This is a genomic window from Nocardioides cremeus, from assembly GCF_030518195.1.
Taxonomy (GTDB): Bacteria; Actinomycetota; Actinomycetes; order Propionibacteriales; family Nocardioidaceae; genus Nocardioides; species Nocardioides cremeus.
Map to the genome: position 1 here is coordinate 12989 of NZ_JAULSC010000012.1, position 14798 is coordinate 27786.

Genomic DNA, 14798 nt, shown 5'->3' on the forward strand with positions numbered 1-14798 from the left:
GCCGGGGTTCCTTCCCCGATCCCCGACCCGTCACACCCCGGCCCGTCGCGCCGGTCGGCTGCCTAGAGCCCGGTCTCCCTCAGCGCCACCTCGATGGTGCGGTGGAAGGTCGGGTAGGCGAAGTGCATCGTGCGCAGCACCGAGACCGGCACCTGCGCGTGCACCGCGGTGCTGAGCAGGCCCAGCACCTCGCCGCCGTACGGCGCCATCGTGGTCGCGCCGACCACCACCCCGGTCTGCCGGTCGGCGACCACCTTGACCAGGCCCCGGGCCTGGTGGATCCACCCGCGCGGGTCGCTGCCGATGTCGGCGGTGCCGACGACCACGTCGATGCCCTGCTCGCGCGCCTGCGCCTCGGTCAGCCCGACCGCCCCGACCTCGGGGTCCGTGAACGTCACCCGGCTCACCGCTCGGTAGTCGGCCCAGGGACCGTCGGTGTCACCGAGCACGTCGCGCACCGCGAGCTCGCCCTGGTAGAGCGAGACGTGGGTCCACGGACCGAGCCCGGTGATGTCGCCGACGGCCCACAGGCGCTCGCCGGCGCGCATCCGCTCGTCGACCTCGACGTGGTCGGCGCCGGGGTCGAGCCCCACGGTCTCGAGGCCGATGTCGTGGATGTTCTCCGAGCGCCCGGTGGCGACCAGGAGGCGCTCGACGACGACCTGCTCGCCGTCGACGTCGAGGTGGAACTGCTCGCCGTCGTGGGCGACCCGGGCCAGCTCGGCGCCGGTGCGCACGTCGACGCCCTCGTCACGCAGCACCTCGGCCAGCAGCTCGCCGGCCTCGGGCTCCTCGGGCCCGAGCAGGCGCGGACCCGCCTCGATGATGGTGACCTCGGTACCGAAGCGACGCAGGGCCTGTGCCAGCTCGACCCCGATGGGCCCGCCGCCGACCAGGGCCAACGAGACCGTGGCCTCCGAGATCGCCAGCACGTCGCGGTTCGTCCAGTACGGCGTGCCGGCCAGGCCGTCGACGGGCGGCACGGCCGGCTCGGTGCCGGTGTTGAGGACGACCCCGCGCGTCGCGACCAGGCGGGTCAGCCCGCCGGGGGCGTCGACCTCGACGACCCCGGGGCCGGCCAGGCGCCCGTGCCCGCGCACCAGCCGCACGCCGGCCTCCTCGAGGGAGTCGACGTGGGCGTCGTCGTGCCAGTCGTGGGTCGACTCGCGCACCCGCTGGGCGGCCGGGCCCAGGGACGCCTGCACGTCGACCTTGCCCCCGAGCTCGCCGGCCCGCCGGGCCTCGGCGAGCGCGTCGGAGGCGCGGATCAGGAGCTTGGAGGGCGTGCAGCCGTGGAAGGGGCACTCCCCGCCCACGAGGCCCGAGTCGACCGCCACGACCCGCAGGCCGGCCGCCCCGAGCTTGCGGGCCACGTGCTCACCACCGGAGCCGACCCCGAGCACGACGACGTCGACGACACGGTGGGTGGTGCTCACCGCGACAGGTGCCGAGCGCGCGCGAAGCAGAAGAGCCCGTAGGCACCGATGCCGAGGGCCAGCGCCCCGAGCAGGAACGGGCCGTAGGGCTGCTGCAGCACCTTCTGCAGCGCCACGTCGAGACCGCCGGACTTCTTCGCCGAGTGGGTGACGGAGGCGTAGATGAACAACCCGCCCACGATCCCGACGGCGATGCCCTTGGCGGTGTAGCCGGCCTTGCCGAAGGCGACGTACGCCGAGCCTGAGTCGCCGCTCTTGCCCTCCGAGGTGAGGTTCTTGCGGAAGCCCTCGCTCCAGGCGTGGTAGATCTGGAAGACGCCGTAGCCGATGATCCCCGCACCGAGCAGGAAGACCAGGACCTGTCCGCCGGGAAGGTCCATCAGGGTCCTGGTGGTCGAGTCGGTGCCGCCGCCCTTGCCGCCGCCGCCGCCGGAGCTGGTGGCGACGCGGATCGCGCTGATCGCGATCGCGAGGTAGATCAGGGCCTTGCCGGCGCTGAAGACCCGCTTGCCGGTGCGCTTGGCGCCGTCCTCGCTGTCGTGGCCGAAGGCGGCCTCCAGGACTCGCCAGCCGACGAGCAGCAGCATGCCGACCGCGACCAGCCACACGAGCACCTTGCCGAAGGGCTGCTGGGCCAGCTGGCTCATCGCGCCGGTGCTGGTGGTGCTGCCCTCACGGTCGCCGAAGGCCAGCTGCAGCGCCAGCCAGGCGATCAGCAGGTTGACCACGCCGTAGGCGATCATCCCGGCGCGGGCGGCGTGGTCGACCCACCGGTGGCCCTCGGCGGCCTTGCCGAAGTCTGTTGCGGAGCTCATCAGGAAGCCTCTTCCAGGTCGCCGAGGGCGGTCTCGATGGTGCGGTGGAACGTCGGGTAGGCGTAGATCATGGTGCGCAGGGTGGCGACCGGGACCTCGGCGTGCACGGCGACGGCCAGGAAGCCGATCACCTCGCCGCCCGAGGGCCCCATCGCGGTGGCGCCGACGAGCACGCCGCGGTCGGCGTCCTCGACGACCTTGATCAAGCCGCGCCCGCCAGGGCCGTGCAGCCAGCCCCGGGAGGACGACTCCAGGGGCGCGGCTCCGACGCGCACGCGCAGCCCGGCGTCGCGGGCCTGCTGCTCGGTCATCCCGACGCCGGCGACCTCGGGATCGGTGAAGGTGGTGTGCGGCACGGCGTGGTACTGCGCGGGGGCGCCGTCCTGACCGGTGATGTCGCGCAGCGCGATCGCGGACTGGTACATCGCGACGTGGGTGAAGGCGCCCTTGCCGGTGACGTCGCCGACGACCCAGAGCTTGTCGCCGGCCCGCATCCGCTCGTCGACCTCGACGGTGCGCGCGGAGGGGTCGAGACCGACCGTCTCGAGCCCGACGTCGTCGAGGTTGGGCGTGCGGCCGGCGGCCAGCAGCAGCCGGTCGGCGTGCAGCACGTCACCGGAGCCGAGGGCGACCTCGAAGCCGCCGTCGGCGTGGCCGACCGAGGTGATCTCGACGCCGGTCATCACCCGCATCCCCTCGGCGACGAAGACCTCCTCGAGGACCTGCGAGGCCTCGGGCTCGTCGGGACCCAGGATGCGCGGGCCGGCCTCGAGCAGCGTGACCCGCACGCCGAAGCGCTGGAAGACCTGCGCCATCTCGGCGCCGATGGGTCCGCCGCCGATGACGACGAGCGAGCCGGGCAGCGAGGTGACCTGCACCGCGTCGCGGTTGGTCCAGTACGGCGTGCCCGCGAGGCCCTCGATCGGCAGCTCGGCCGGGCGGGTGCCGGGGTTCAGCACGACGCCCCGGTCGGCCTCGTAGGCCCGCGTCGAGCCGTCGGGCAGCTCGACGACCACCCGGCCCGGTCCGTCCAGACGCCCGACCCCGTGGTGGAAGGTGACCCCGGCGGCCTCGAGCCGGTCGACGGCGACCTGGTCGTCCCAGCCGCTGGTGGCCTCGGTGGAGATCCGCTCGGCCAGCGGGGCCCACGACGGCACCACCTGCACCTCGCCGGCGAGCTCGGAGACGCGCCGGGCCTCGGCCAGGCTGTCGGCCGCGCGGAGCATCATCTTCGACGGCACGCAGCCGTAGTAGGGACACTCCCCGCCGACCAGGTGCTTGTCGACCGCGACGACGCGCAGGCCCGCCTCGGCGGCACCGGTGGCCAGGGACTCGGCCCCGGGGCCCAGCCCGACCACCACGAGGTCGACCTGGGTGCTGTCGGGTGTCGGTTCGCTCATCAGGACAGCATGCCCGCTGCCGACGACACCCAGGGTCACCCGCCCGGAGGGATGAAGCCCTTCAGCCTCCGAGGATGCTCACCTTGTTGCGCTGGATGGTGCCCAGCACGCCGTTGACGAACTGCGGCGACTCGTCGGTCGACAGCTCGCGCACCAGCGACATCGCCTCCGAGACCGCGACCGCGTCGGGGACGTCGTCGACGTGCAGCAGCTCGAAGACACCCAGGCGCAGCACGTTGCGGTCGACCGCGGGCATCCGGGACAGGGTCCAGCCCTCGGAGTACGACGACAGCAGCTCGTCGATCTGCGCCTGGTGCTCGGCGACACCGCGCACCAGGGTGACGGTGTACTCGGTGGTGGGGCGCTCGCCCTCGGCGAGGACGCGCTCGAGCGCCTCGAGCGGCGTCTCGTCGCGCAGCTCGCAGGAGAAGAGCACGTCGAGGGCGCGCTTGCGGGCCTTGGTGCGTGCCGACATCAGGCGGTCACGACTTGACGCGGCCCAGGTACGAGGAGTCGCGGGTGTCGACCTTGACCTTCTCGTTCTGGTTGATGAAGAGCGGGACCTGGATCTCGTGGCCGGTCTCGAGGGTGGCCGGCTTGGTGCGACCGGTCGCCGAGTCGCCGGCCAGGCCGGGCTCGGTGAAGGTGATCTCGAGCTCGACCGACGGCGGCAGCTCGATGAAGAGCACCCGGCCCTCGTGGGTGGCCACGATGGCCTCGTTGTTCTCGAGCAGGAAGTTCGCGGCGTCGCCGACGATCTCGGGCGCGATCTCGAGCTGGTCGTAGGTGCTGATGTCCATGAACACGTAGGACGTGCCGTCGTTGTAGAGGTACTGCATGGTGCGGCGGTCGACCGTGGCGGTCTCGACCTTGGTGCCGGCGTTGAAGGTCTTGTCGACGGTCTTGTTGGACTCGACGTTCTTCAGCTTGGTGCGCACGAAGGCGGGGCCCTTGCCCGGCTTGACGTGCTGGAACTCCACGACGGACCACAGCCCGTTGTCGATGGAGAGAACCATGCCGTTCTTCAGGTCGTTGGTCGATGCCATGCGCGTACGTCAGCCTTTTCGTCGAGGGTCGTTGGAGGGGCGGGACAACAGCGCGCGAGTCTACGTCGCCGCGCGGGTCGCGAGCACGTCGAGGGCCATCCGGTAGCCCTCCACCCCGTGCCCGGCGACGACCTCGACGGCGTGGGCGGTCACCACGGAGTGGTGCCGGAACTCCTCGGGCCGGGTGCGCGGGTCGGAGAGGTGCACCTCGACGAGCGGCGCCACCAGCTGGGCGCAGGCGTCGTGGACGGCGTACGAGTAGTGGGTCCAGGCGGCGGCGTTGAGCACGACGGGCGTCTCGTCGTCCGCGGCGGCGTTGAGCCAGTCGACCAGCACGCCCTCGTGGTTGGTCTGGCGCACCTCGACCTGCATCCCGCGCTCGGCCCCCCAGGCCACGCAGCGCTCGACGAGCTCGGCGTGGGTAGTGGTGCCGTAGATCTCGGGCTGCCGGCGGCCCAGCCGGCCGAGGTTGGGCCCGTTGAGCACCAGGACCTTCACCGGCCTGCTCCCGTCATCGTCTCGTAGGCGCCGCGCAGGTGCTCCTCGTCGGGCCCGGCCAGCACGACCGGTCGCCCGACCTCCTCGAGCACCACGAAGCGCAGCTGGTCGCCGCGCGACTTCTTGTCGACCGCCATCGCGGCGCGCAGCGTGTCGTAGTCGGCGCGAGCGTAGGAGACGGGCAGGCCGACCCGGGCGAAGGCGGTGCGGTGCCGCTCGGCCGTCGCGTCGTCGAGGCGCCCCGCGCGCCGGGCCAGCTCGGCCACGAAGACGCAGCCGATCGCCACCGCCTCGCCGTGGCGCATCGTGTAGTCCTCGGCCCGCTCGATCGCGTGGCCCATCGTGTGGCCGTAGTTGAGGGCCTCGCGACCGGGGTGCCCGCCGGCGCCGCCGGTCTCGCGCAGGTCGGCGACCACGACGTCGACCTTGACCCGCACCGAGCGCTCGACCAGCTCGCGCAGCACCGGGGAGCCCGCGGCCAGCAGCTCCTCGGGATCGGTGCCCTCGACCAGGTCGAGGATGCGCGGGTCGGCGATGAAGCCGCACTTGACGACCTCGCCGAGCCCGGCCACCAGGTCGGGGCGCGGCAGCGTCTCGAGCAGGGACAGGTCGCAGAGCACCCCGGCGGGCTCGTGGAAGGAGCCGACCAGGTTCTTGCCGGCGGCGGTGTTGACGCCGGTCTTGCCGCCCACCGCCGCGTCGACCATCGCCAGCAGCGTGGTCGGCACGTGCACGACGCGGACCCCGCGCAGCCAGGTGGCGGCCACGAAGCCGCCCAGGTCGGTGGTGGCGCCGCCGCCGAAGGTCACCACGGCGTCGGAGCGGGTGAAGCCGGCCGTCCCGAGCTGCTCCCAGCAGCCGGCGGCGCTCTCCGCGGTCTTGGCGGCCTCGCCGTCGGGCACCACGAGCTCGGTGACGAGGTAGGCGCCGCGCAGCGCCTCGAGCACCGGCGCCGCGAGGGTGCGCAGGGTCTCGGGCAGCACCACCGCGACCTGGCGGGGCTGCTCGCCGAGCAGCCCGACGAGCCGGTCGGCGACGCCGTGCCCGACCACCACGTCGTACGGCGACGCGCCGCCGACGTGCAGCGTGGTGGGCGGGGCGGCGGGGGTGCTCACCGGGATGCCTCCTCGAGGAGCGCGACGACCTCGTCGGCGACCTCCTCGGGGCTGCGGGCGTCGGTGGTCACGGTGTGCGTGGCGACCGACTCGTAGACCGGGGTGCGCTCGTCGAGCAGCGCCTTGATGCGGGCCCGCACGTTGCCCAGCAGCAGCGGGCGACCCACGCCGAGGCCGACGCGCTTGACGGCGTCGCTCAGGCCCACGCGCAGGAAGACGACGGTGTGCCCGGCGAGCTGCTCGCGGGTGGCGGGGTCGAGCACCGCTCCCCCGCCCAGGGCCAGCACGCCGTCGTGCTCGGCCAGCGCGGTGGCGACGGCGGCGCGCTCGAGCTCGCGGAAGGCCGCCTCGCCGTCGTCGACGAAGATCTCGGAGATCTCCCGCCCGGCGCCCGCCTCGACATCGTGGTCGGTGTCGCGCACGGCCACGCCCCAGCGCTGGGCCAGCAGCGTGGCCACGGTGGTCTTGCCGGCGCCCATCGGGCCCACGAGGACCACGCGGGGAGCGCTCACCGGTACCTCAGCGCCTGCAGGTAGCCCTCGACGTTGCGCCGGGTCTCGGCGACCGAGTCGCCACCGAACTTCTCCAGCAGCGCGTCGGCGACGACCAGCGCCACCATCGCCTCGGCGACGATGCCGGCGGCCGGCACGGCGCAGACGTCGGAGCGCTGGTGGTGGGCCACGGCCTCCTCGCCGGTGGCGACGTCGATGGTGCGCAGGGCACGGGGCACGGTCGCGATGGGCTTCATCGCCGCCCGCACGCGCAGCGCCTCGCCGGTGGTCATCCCGCCCTCGGTGCCGCCCGCGCGTCCGCTGGTGCGCCGGATGCCGTCGGGGCCGGCCACGATCTCGTCGTGGGCCAGCGAGCCGGGGGTCGCGGCCAGCGCGAACCCGTCGCCGACCTCGACGCCCTTGATCGCCTGGATGCCCATCAGGGCGCCCGCGAGCCGCGAGTCGAGGCGACGGTCCCAGTGCACGTGCGAGCCCAGGCCCGGCGGCAGGCCGTGCACGACGACCTCGACGACGCCGCCGAGGGTGTCGCCGTCCTTGTGGGCGGCGTCGATGCGCTCGACCATCGCCTGCGAGGTGCCGGGGTCCAAGCAGCGCACCGGGTCGTCGTCGAGCGCGGTGACGGTGGCCGCCGAGGCGTCGGCGGGCCAGGAGCCGTCGGGGGCGCGGACGCCGCCGAGCTCGACGACGTGGGAGACCACGCCGGCGCCGCAGGCCTGCTCGAGGAAGTTGGTGGCCACGCGGCCCAGGGCCACGCGGGCCGCGGTCTCGCGGGCCGAGGCGCGCTCGAGCACCGGGCGGGCCTCGTCGAAGTCGTACTTCTGCATGCCGGCCAGGTCGGCGTGGCCCGGACGGGGCCTGGTCAGGGCGGCGTTGCGGGCCAGCGCGTCGAGCTCGGCCTGGTCGACCGGGTCGGCCGACATCACCTTCTCCCACTTCGGCCACTCGGTGTTGCCGACCATGATCGCGACCGGTCCGCCCTGGGTGCGGCCGTGGCGGACGCCGCCGGTGAAGGTGACCTCGTCCTGCTCGAACTTCATCCGGGCTCCGCGGCCGTAGCCGAGGCGGCGCCGGGCCAGCGACTCGGCGACGTCGTCGGAGGTGACCTGGACATGGGCGGGGAGCCCTTCCAGGATCGCGACAAGAGAGGGGCCGTGGGACTCGCCCGCGGTGAGCCAACGCAGCATGTGGCCCAGTCTTTCACGGCAGCAGGAGGGGTCCTGCCAGGAGTCCAACCAGGGCGCCCACGATCATCGCCGGGCCGAACGGCTTGGCCTGGCGCAGCCGCGACCGGTCACGACGCACCACCGCCACGACGAGCGCCGGCAGGGCCAGCACCAGGAAGCCCGCGTAGGCGCCCACCAGCGTCTCCGCAACGCCGGCGCGGCCGAGCACGAGACCGACCAGCGCGGCCAGGCGCACGTCGCCGAAGCCCATGCCGGCCGAGTGCGCGAACCACAGGACCCAGAAGAACGAGCGCAGCGCCAGCATCGCCACGCCCGCGCGCAGCACGTCGGTGTGCTCGCCGGTGACCGCCCACTCCCCCAGCGCCAGCAGCACCAGGGCGCCCGTGGCCGGCAGCACGACCCGCTTGGGCAGCAGCCGGGTGCGGGCGTCGACGTGGGCCAGGAGCGCGCAGACCGGGGTCGCCACGGTGACGTAGGCCAGCAGCCAGCCGGTGCCCAGCAGCGCCGCGACCAGGGCGACCACCGCGCCCGAGACGAGCGCGAGCCCTGCGCCGAGGGGCAGGCCGAGGGACCGCGTGGCCGCGACGTCGGCGTACGACGGCGGGTCGGGCTCGTCGGCCGGGTGGTCGCCCGGCGGCGGGTCGGGCAGCCGGCGCAGGACGGACGGGCCCAGGGCGCCGCCGGCGGCGGCGAGCGCGACGGCCGCCAGCGCGACGAGCAGCTCCACGTCAGCCCCGCGCCCGGGCGAGCAGCGCGCGCTCGCCGGCCTCGCGCATCACCGCGAGCGGGGCGGGCCGGTCGGTGGAGGGGTCGGTGGAGGCACCGGTGAAGAGCTCGACCTGCAGCGCGGCCTGGTGGACGAGCAGGTCGAGGCCACCCACGAGCACGGCTCCACGCTCCCCGGCGGCCTTCGCCAGCGGGGTGGGCCAGGGGTCGTAGAGCACCTCGAAGAACACGGGTGCGTGCAGCAGCGCGAGCAGGTCGGGCCCCTGGGCGTCCGCCGGGACGGTGGAGACCACCACGTCGGCGTGCACCGGCTGCGTGGGCAGCGCCAGTGCCTCGACCCGGGGCGCCGAGGGGTGCGCCCGGACCGCGTCGACGGTCTGCGCCGCACGCTGCGGCGAGCGGGCCAGCACCCGCACCCGGGTGGCGCCCTCCTCGACGAGCGCCAGCGCGGTCGACGCGGCGGTGGCCCCGCCGCCCAGCACGACCACGTCGTCGACGGCGCCGGCCCAGCGCTCGCGCACCGCCGCGGCCGCACCGGGCAGGTCGGTGTTGTCTGCCAGCCCGCCGGCGGCGACGTCGTCGCCGAGCACGAGGGTGTTGGCGGCCCCCACCAGGCGGGCCCGGTCGGTGACCTCGCCGGCGAGGTCGAGCAGCTCGCGCTTGAGCGGCATGGTCAGCGACAGCCCGCGCCACGAGCCGTCGAGGCCGCGCAGGAAGTCGGCGAGGGTCCCGCCCGGCACCCGCACCGCCTCGTAGGCCCAGCCCGCCAGCCCCAGTGCGTCGTACGCCGCGCGGTGCAGCACCGGCGATAGCGAGTGGTCGACGGGGTCGCCGAGCACGGCGCAGCGCACAGGAGCCACCGTCGTGCTCAGCAGCGGTCCGACTGGGTGTCGCAGTACTCGTCCAGCTCACGGCGGAAGCCGAGGAACTCGTCGTAGGACTCGGTGAACTTCGTCTCGCCGGTCTCGAGGTTGACCGTCACGTAGAACAGCCAGGGCCCGTCGGCCGGGGCGGCGGCGGCCTCGATGGCCGCGTCACCGGGGGCCTCGATCGGACCGGGCGGCAGCCCCTGCTGGGTGTAGGTGTTGTACGGCGAGTCGGCCACGGAGTCGATCTCGTCGAGCGTGAGCCGGGCGATGGGCGACTTGTCGAGGGCGTAGTTGACGGCCGCGTCGATCTGCAGCAGGCCGTTGGTGACCCCGTTCTCGGGGTTCTCCAGGCGGTTGTAGATCACCCGGGCGACCTTGGGCATGTCGTCGCCGCGGCCCTCGGCCTCGACCAGGCTGGCCACGGTCATCAGCTCGTGGGGCGTGTAGCCGAGCTTCTCGGCGGCGCCCTCGAGGTCGGCCTCCTCGGCGGCCCGTTCCCAGCGGTCGACCATCGCGCTGAGCATGTCCTTGGGCTTGTCCTTCGGGCCGAAGGCGTAGGTGGAGGGGAACAGGTAGCCCTCGGGGTTGCCGTCGGCGTAGTCGGGCAGCCCGATCTTCTCGGGCTGCTCGAGCACGTTGCGGAAGCGTCCGGCGCCGAACTCGGTGCCCTTGGCCAGCACGTCGACCACCTGGTCGACGTTGAGGCCCTCGGGCACCGTGACCGAGCTGGTCAGCAGGTTGGCGGGGTCGACCAGCACGTCGATGGCGTCGGCGGAGGCCATCTCCTTCTGCAGCTCGTAGAAGCCGACCTGGATGCCGGCCGACTCGCTGTCGGCCTGGGCGGCGGAGATGCAGGAGTCGACGGAGGCGACGACGTCCTCGTCCTTGAGCCCGCGGCAGATCGCGGCGGCGGTGTCGCCGCTGCTGACCTCGAAGAGCACCCGGCCGCGGCCGGGGCCGTCGTAGTCGGGCGCGGAGGAGAAGCGGTCGGAGACGAAGTCGGTCACCTTGGTGCCGGCGAACCACAGGCCGCCGCCGATCAGCCCGAGCGCGACGAGCACCGCCAGGCAGCCGGGCAGCCGGTTGCGCTTGCGGCGCCGGGAGCCGCCGGCGACGTACTCCGGCTCGGCCGGGAGCACGGTGGCGGCGTCGACGGTCTCGCCGTCCGCGTGGGCGCCGTCGTCCCCATCGTCGTGGACCCCGTCGGGCTGCTGCTCGGTCATGCCTGCTCCTCGACGATCTCGCCCGGAGCGGTGCCCGTGGCGCGTTCGGTGTCCAGTGCGTGCTGGAGGATCACCACGGCCGCAGCCTGGTCCACCACCGCACGCCGGTTGCTGCCCTTGCGTCCTCGGTCGCGCAGCATAGCCTCCGCCGACACGGTGGTGAGCCGCTCGTCGACCAGCCGCACCGGCACCGGGGCGACCCGGCGCGCCAGCGAGGCCGCGAACTCACGGACCTTCACCGCCGCCGGACCCTCGCCGCCCTTCAGCGAGCGGGGCAGCCCGACGACCACCTCGATCACCTCGGAGTCCTCCGAGACCTCCTTGAGGATGGCACCCAGCCGACGCAGGTCGCCGCCACCGCGGCGCACCGTCTCGACCGGCGTGGCCAGGAAGCCCGAGGGGTCGCTGCGGGCCACCCCGATCCGGGCGTCGCCCGGGTCGATGCCCAGGCGGGTGCCGTGGCGCACCCGGCTCAGGCCCCGGCCGCGCGGGCGACCTCGGCCTCGACCGCGGTGAGCGCCTCGTCGAGACGGGTGGTGTCGGCGCCACCGCCCTGGGCCACGTCGGCCTTGCCGCCGCCCTTGCCGCCGACGAACGGACCGACCGCGCGCACCAGGTCGTTGGCGCTGAGCCCGCGGGCGCGGGCCGCGTCGTTGGTCGCCGCGACCACCGACACCTTGCCGTCGAGGACGCCGAGCACGACCACCACGCCGGGGCGGTCCTGCGGCAGCCGGCCGCGCACGTCGGTGGCCAGGGTGCGTACGTCGCCGCCGCCCGCGCCGTCGACGCGGTGCGCCACCACGGCGACCCCGTGCACGTCGCGGGCGCCGGCGGCCAAGGTCGCGCCGCCGGAGAGCAGCTGGGCCAGGCGCGCCTTCTCGACCTCCTTCTCCGCAGAGCGCAGCCGCTCGACGAGGTCGGAGACCCGCGGCACGAGGTCGTCGGGCTGCGTCTTGAGCAGGCCGGTGAGCTGGGCGACCACGTCGCGCTCGCGGGCCAGGTAGGCGAAGCCCTCAACGCCGGTGAAGGCCTCGATGCGCCGGTTGCCCGAGCCCACCGACGACTCGCCGGTCACCACCACGGTGCCGATCTGGGAGGAGTGCTCGACGTGCGTGCCGCCGCACAGCTCGCGCGACCACGGGCCGCCGATCTCGACGACGCGCACCTGGGTGTCGTCGTAGGTCTCGCCGAAGAGCGCGATCGCGCCCCACTCCTTGGCCTGCTCGAGCGTCATGTACTGCCACCCGACAGGCAGGTCGGCGCGCAGCGCCTGGTTGGAGACCTGCTCGATGTCGCGCACCTGCTCGGGGCTCAGCGAGCTGGTCCAGCCGAAGTCGAGGCGCAGGTAGCCGGGGCGGTTGTAAGAGCCCGACTGCAGGGCCGAGGGCCCGAGCACCTCGCGCAGCGCGGCGTGCACCACGTGGGTGCCCGAGTGGGCCTGGCGCGCGCCGGTGCGCCACTCGGGGTCGACCTCCGCGGCCAGCGGCGCGCCCTGCACGAGCTCGCCCTCGAGCACGCGCACCTGGTGCACCACGAGCCCGCGCACCGGGCGCTGCACGTCGAGCACCTCGAGCCGGGCGCCGTCGCTGACCAGGACGCCCGCGTCGGCGGCCTGGCCGCCGGACTCGGCGTAGAACGGGGTGCGGTCGAGCACGACCTCGCCGACCTCGCCGGCACCCAGCGCCGGCACCCCGGCACCGCCGGAGAGGACCGCGAGCACCCGCGACTCGGTCTGCAGCGTCTCGTAGGCCAGCCAGTCGGTCGGCCCGTGGGCGTCGAGGATGCCGCGGTAGACGCCGGTGTCGGCGTGCTGGCCCTTCTTGGCCTTCGCGTCGGCCTTCGCGCGCTCGCGCTGCTCGGCCATCAGACCGCGGAAGCCCTGCTCGTCGACGCCCAGACCGGCCTCCGAGGCCATCTCGAGGGTCAGGTCGATCGGGAAGCCGTAGGTGTCGTGCAGGGTGAACGCCTGGGCGCCGGAGAGCCGGGACTGCCCGGCGCTGCGGACCTCCTCGGCGGCGCGGTCGAAGAGCTGGGTGCCGGCGAGCAGCGTCTTGGCGAACGCGTCCTCCTCGGCGTAGGCGACCCGGCTGATCCGGTCGAAGCCGGTCTCCACCTCGGGGTAGGACAGCTTCATCCGGTCGCGGCTGACCGGCAGCAGCTCGCGCAGCGCCGGGCCGTCGTAGCCGAGCAGGCGCATGGAGCGGATGGCGCGGCGCAGCAGCCGGCGCAGCACGTAGCCGCGGGCCTCGTTGCCGGGGGTGACGCCGTCGCTGATCAGCATCAGCGCGCTGCGCACGTGGTCGGCCACCACGCGGAAGCGCACGTCGTCGGCCGGGTCGGCGCCGTACTTCCTGCCGCTCAGCTCGGCGGCGCGCTCGATGACCGGGAAGACCTCGTCGATCTCGTAGAGGTTCTCCTTGCCCTGCAGCAGGTAGGCCACCCGCTCCAGGCCCATGCCGGTGTCGATGTTCTTGGCCGGCAGCGGCCCCTCGACGTCGAAGTCGGCCTTCGAGCGGACCTGGCTCAGCGACTCCTGCATGAAGACGAGGTTCCAGATCTCCAGGAACCGGTCCTCGTCGGCGTTCGGGCCGCCGTCGGGACCGTACTCCGGCCCGCGGTCGACGTAGATCTCCGAGCACGGCCCGCCGGGGCCCGGCACGCCCATGTTCCAGTAGTTGTCCTCGAGCCCACGCTCCTGGATGCGCTCGAAGGGCAGGCCCGCGACCTCGTGCCACAGCTGCTTGGCCTCGTCGTCGCTGGGCAGCACGGTGACCCAGATCTTCTCGGGGTCGAAGCCGAAGCCGCCGTCGTCGACGGAGCCGGTGACCAGGCTCCAGGCGAAGCGGATCGCCCCCTCCTTGAAGTAGTCGCCGAAGGAGAAGTTGCCGCACATCTGGAAGAAGGTGCCGTGGCGCGTGGTCTTGCCGACCTCCTCGATGTCGAGGGTGCGCACGCACTTCTGCACGCTCGTGGCCCGGTCCCACTTGGGGCTCTCCTGGCCCAGGAAGTAGGGCTTGAAGGGCACCATGCCGGCGTTGACGAACAGCAGGTTGGGGTCGTCGAGCAGCAGCGAGGCCGACGGCACGACCGTGTGCCCGTGACGCTCGAAGTGCGCCACGAACCTGCGCCGGATCTCCGCGGTCTCCATCAGCTGCTGCCTTCCTGTCCTGCTGTCGGTGGGGGTGTGTCGGGGTGGTCGGGGGCGGCCTGGATCTGCCGGGGACCGGCGGCGGCGAGCCGCTCGCGCAGCTCGTCCTGCACCTCGGCCCGGCCCTGGGCGACCTCGTCGCGGAAGAGCCGGGCGCCGAGCGCCAGGGCGCCGGCGCGGTCGCGCAGGCCGTCGGCGGTCAGCGCCTCGGCGGCACGACGACCACGCACCATCGCGTAGACCCCGGCGCCGGCTCCGGCCACGAACCAGAGCCCGCGGCTCATGCGGCCGGCTCCGCCTGGTCGGCGCGGCCCCGGGCCTGCCACTCGCGACGCGCGGCGCGCAGGTCGGCACGGCGCTGCTTGCGCGCCCGCTTGACCTCGCGGCGCATCTCGAAGCGGATGCGGTGGCGGGTCTCCGGCGCGAGCGCCCGGCGCAGCCCGTGGGCCAACGACGCAGCCTGCACCGCGCTCTCGCGCAGCACCAGGTCGGCGAAGAGCGGGGCCGGGACGGTCGGCGCGTCCTGCGCGTCGCGGGCCTCCGGCGGCGCCTCGGGCTCCTCGCCCACGTGCGTGATGACGTACTCGTGCCCGTCGAGCGACTCGCGCCGCTGCTGGCGGGCCAGCCGGTGCTCGACGTCCTCGACCCTCGCCACGAGCTGCTCGGCGGTACGCCGTACGGCGTCGAGCTCGGCCGCGGCCCTGCGTCGGGCGCGCCCCACAGCCACCAGCGCGGTGGCGGCGAGCAGCCCGAGCAGGAGCACGGCGACGGTGGTGGCGACGAGTGCCCACGCGGGCACGCTCCACTGCTCGGTCATGGTGCCCGA

General features: G+C 74.0%; 16 protein-coding genes. All 16 read right to left on the reverse strand.

The genetic code is table 11. The features are described 5' to 3' along the window. Positions 1 to 62: 62 nt before the first annotated feature. Complete coding sequence (locus QWJ41_RS12635) at positions 63 to 1436, reverse strand: dihydrolipoyl dehydrogenase family protein (protein WP_302708681.1); 1374 nt, start codon at positions 1434 to 1436, stop codon at positions 63 to 65. After that, positions 1433 to 2251 (reverse strand): DUF1206 domain-containing protein, encoded by an 819-nt coding sequence (locus tag QWJ41_RS12640; protein ID WP_302708683.1) that lies wholly within the window; start codon positions 2249 to 2251, stop codon positions 1433 to 1435. Before QWJ41_RS12640 ends, QWJ41_RS12635 begins: the two co-directional genes overlap by 4 nt. Then, positions 2251 to 3651, reverse strand: a complete 1401-nt coding sequence (locus tag QWJ41_RS12645) for a dihydrolipoyl dehydrogenase family protein (protein WP_302708685.1) — start codon at positions 3649 to 3651, stop codon at positions 2251 to 2253. The genes QWJ41_RS12640 and QWJ41_RS12645 overlap by 1 nt, the downstream gene beginning before the upstream one ends. Before the next feature lie 61 nt (positions 3652 to 3712). Beyond that, complete coding sequence (gene nusB / locus QWJ41_RS12650; RefSeq protein WP_302708687.1) at positions 3713 to 4126, reverse strand: transcription antitermination factor NusB; 414 nt, start codon at positions 4124 to 4126, stop codon at positions 3713 to 3715. A gap of 7 nt (positions 4127 to 4133) precedes the next feature. After that, complete coding sequence (gene efp, locus QWJ41_RS12655) at positions 4134 to 4697, reverse strand: elongation factor P (RefSeq protein ID WP_193669369.1); 564 nt, start codon at positions 4695 to 4697, stop codon at positions 4134 to 4136. Between the two features lie 60 nt (positions 4698 to 4757). Then, on the reverse strand, positions 4758 to 5195 hold the full coding sequence (locus tag QWJ41_RS12660) for a type II 3-dehydroquinate dehydratase (protein ID WP_302708690.1): 438 nt from the start codon (positions 5193 to 5195) through the stop codon (positions 4758 to 4760). Continuing rightward, a complete protein-coding gene (aroB, locus tag QWJ41_RS12665) occupies positions 5192 to 6310 on the reverse strand; it encodes a 3-dehydroquinate synthase (protein ID WP_302708692.1) in 1119 nt (372 codons plus the stop codon). The genes QWJ41_RS12660 and aroB overlap by 4 nt, the downstream gene beginning before the upstream one ends. Continuing rightward, positions 6307 to 6789 (reverse strand): shikimate kinase, encoded by a 483-nt coding sequence (locus tag QWJ41_RS12670; RefSeq protein ID WP_302708829.1) that lies wholly within the window; start codon positions 6787 to 6789, stop codon positions 6307 to 6309. Before QWJ41_RS12670 ends, aroB begins: the two co-directional genes overlap by 4 nt. 29 nt (positions 6790 to 6818) lie before the next feature. Next, positions 6819 to 8006 (reverse strand): chorismate synthase, encoded by a 1188-nt coding sequence (gene aroC, locus QWJ41_RS12675; protein ID WP_302708694.1) that lies wholly within the window; start codon positions 8004 to 8006, stop codon positions 6819 to 6821. A gap of 13 nt (positions 8007 to 8019) precedes the next feature. Further along, positions 8020 to 8733 (reverse strand): prepilin peptidase, encoded by a 714-nt coding sequence (locus QWJ41_RS12680; protein ID WP_302708696.1) that lies wholly within the window; start codon positions 8731 to 8733, stop codon positions 8020 to 8022. 1 nt (position 8734) lies between these two features. After that, positions 8735 to 9592: a shikimate dehydrogenase gene (locus QWJ41_RS12685; protein WP_302708698.1), complete on the reverse strand. Its 858-nt coding sequence runs from the start codon at positions 9590 to 9592 to the stop codon at positions 8735 to 8737. Positions 9593 to 9600: 8 nt separating this feature from the next. Beyond that, complete coding sequence (mltG, locus tag QWJ41_RS12690) at positions 9601 to 10824, reverse strand: endolytic transglycosylase MltG (protein WP_302708700.1); 1224 nt, start codon at positions 10822 to 10824, stop codon at positions 9601 to 9603. Beyond that, on the reverse strand, positions 10821 to 11291 hold the full coding sequence (gene ruvX / locus QWJ41_RS12695; RefSeq protein WP_302708702.1) for a Holliday junction resolvase RuvX: 471 nt from the start codon (positions 11289 to 11291) through the stop codon (positions 10821 to 10823). The genes mltG and ruvX overlap by 4 nt, the downstream gene beginning before the upstream one ends. Before the next feature lie 5 nt (positions 11292 to 11296). Next, positions 11297 to 13972 (reverse strand): alanine--tRNA ligase, encoded by a 2676-nt coding sequence (gene alaS, locus QWJ41_RS12700; RefSeq protein WP_302708704.1) that lies wholly within the window; start codon positions 13970 to 13972, stop codon positions 11297 to 11299. Beyond that, positions 13972 to 14256: a DUF6167 family protein gene (locus QWJ41_RS12705; RefSeq protein WP_302708706.1), complete on the reverse strand. Its 285-nt coding sequence runs from the start codon at positions 14254 to 14256 to the stop codon at positions 13972 to 13974. Before QWJ41_RS12705 ends, alaS begins: the two co-directional genes overlap by 1 nt. Next, on the reverse strand, positions 14253 to 14789 hold the full coding sequence (locus QWJ41_RS12710; protein ID WP_302708707.1) for a hypothetical protein: 537 nt from the start codon (positions 14787 to 14789) through the stop codon (positions 14253 to 14255). Before QWJ41_RS12710 ends, QWJ41_RS12705 begins: the two co-directional genes overlap by 4 nt. Positions 14790 to 14798 lie beyond the last annotated feature (9 nt).

Bases quoted from the DNA above. Each gene is read 5' to 3' on its own strand.
- QWJ41_RS12640 (WP_302708683.1), bottom strand. From the start codon at position 2,251: ATGAGCTCCGCAACAGACTTCGGCAAGGCCGCCGAGGGCCACCGGTGG.
- efp (WP_193669369.1), bottom strand. From the start codon at position 4,697: ATGGCATCGACCAACGACCTGAAGAACGGCATGGTTCTCTCCATCGAC.
- QWJ41_RS12710 (WP_302708707.1), bottom strand. From the start codon at position 14,789: ATGACCGAGCAGTGGAGCGTGCCCGCGTGGGCACTCGTCGCCACCACC.
- QWJ41_RS12670 (WP_302708829.1), bottom strand. From the start codon at position 6,789: ATGGGCGCCGGCAAGACCACCGTGGCCACGCTGCTGGCCCAGCGCTGG.
- QWJ41_RS12645 (WP_302708685.1), bottom strand. From the start codon at position 3,651: ATGAGCGAACCGACACCCGACAGCACCCAGGTCGACCTCGTGGTGGTC.
- QWJ41_RS12705 (WP_302708706.1), bottom strand. From the start codon at position 14,256: ATGAGCCGCGGGCTCTGGTTCGTGGCCGGAGCCGGCGCCGGGGTCTAC.
- alaS (WP_302708704.1), bottom strand. From the start codon at position 13,972: ATGGAGACCGCGGAGATCCGGCGCAGGTTCGTGGCGCACTTCGAGCGT.
- nusB (WP_302708687.1), bottom strand. From the start codon at position 4,126: ATGTCGGCACGCACCAAGGCCCGCAAGCGCGCCCTCGACGTGCTCTTC.
- aroC (WP_302708694.1), bottom strand. From the start codon at position 8,006: ATGCTGCGTTGGCTCACCGCGGGCGAGTCCCACGGCCCCTCTCTTGTC.
- mltG (WP_302708700.1), bottom strand. From the start codon at position 10,824: ATGACCGAGCAGCAGCCCGACGGGGTCCACGACGATGGGGACGACGGC.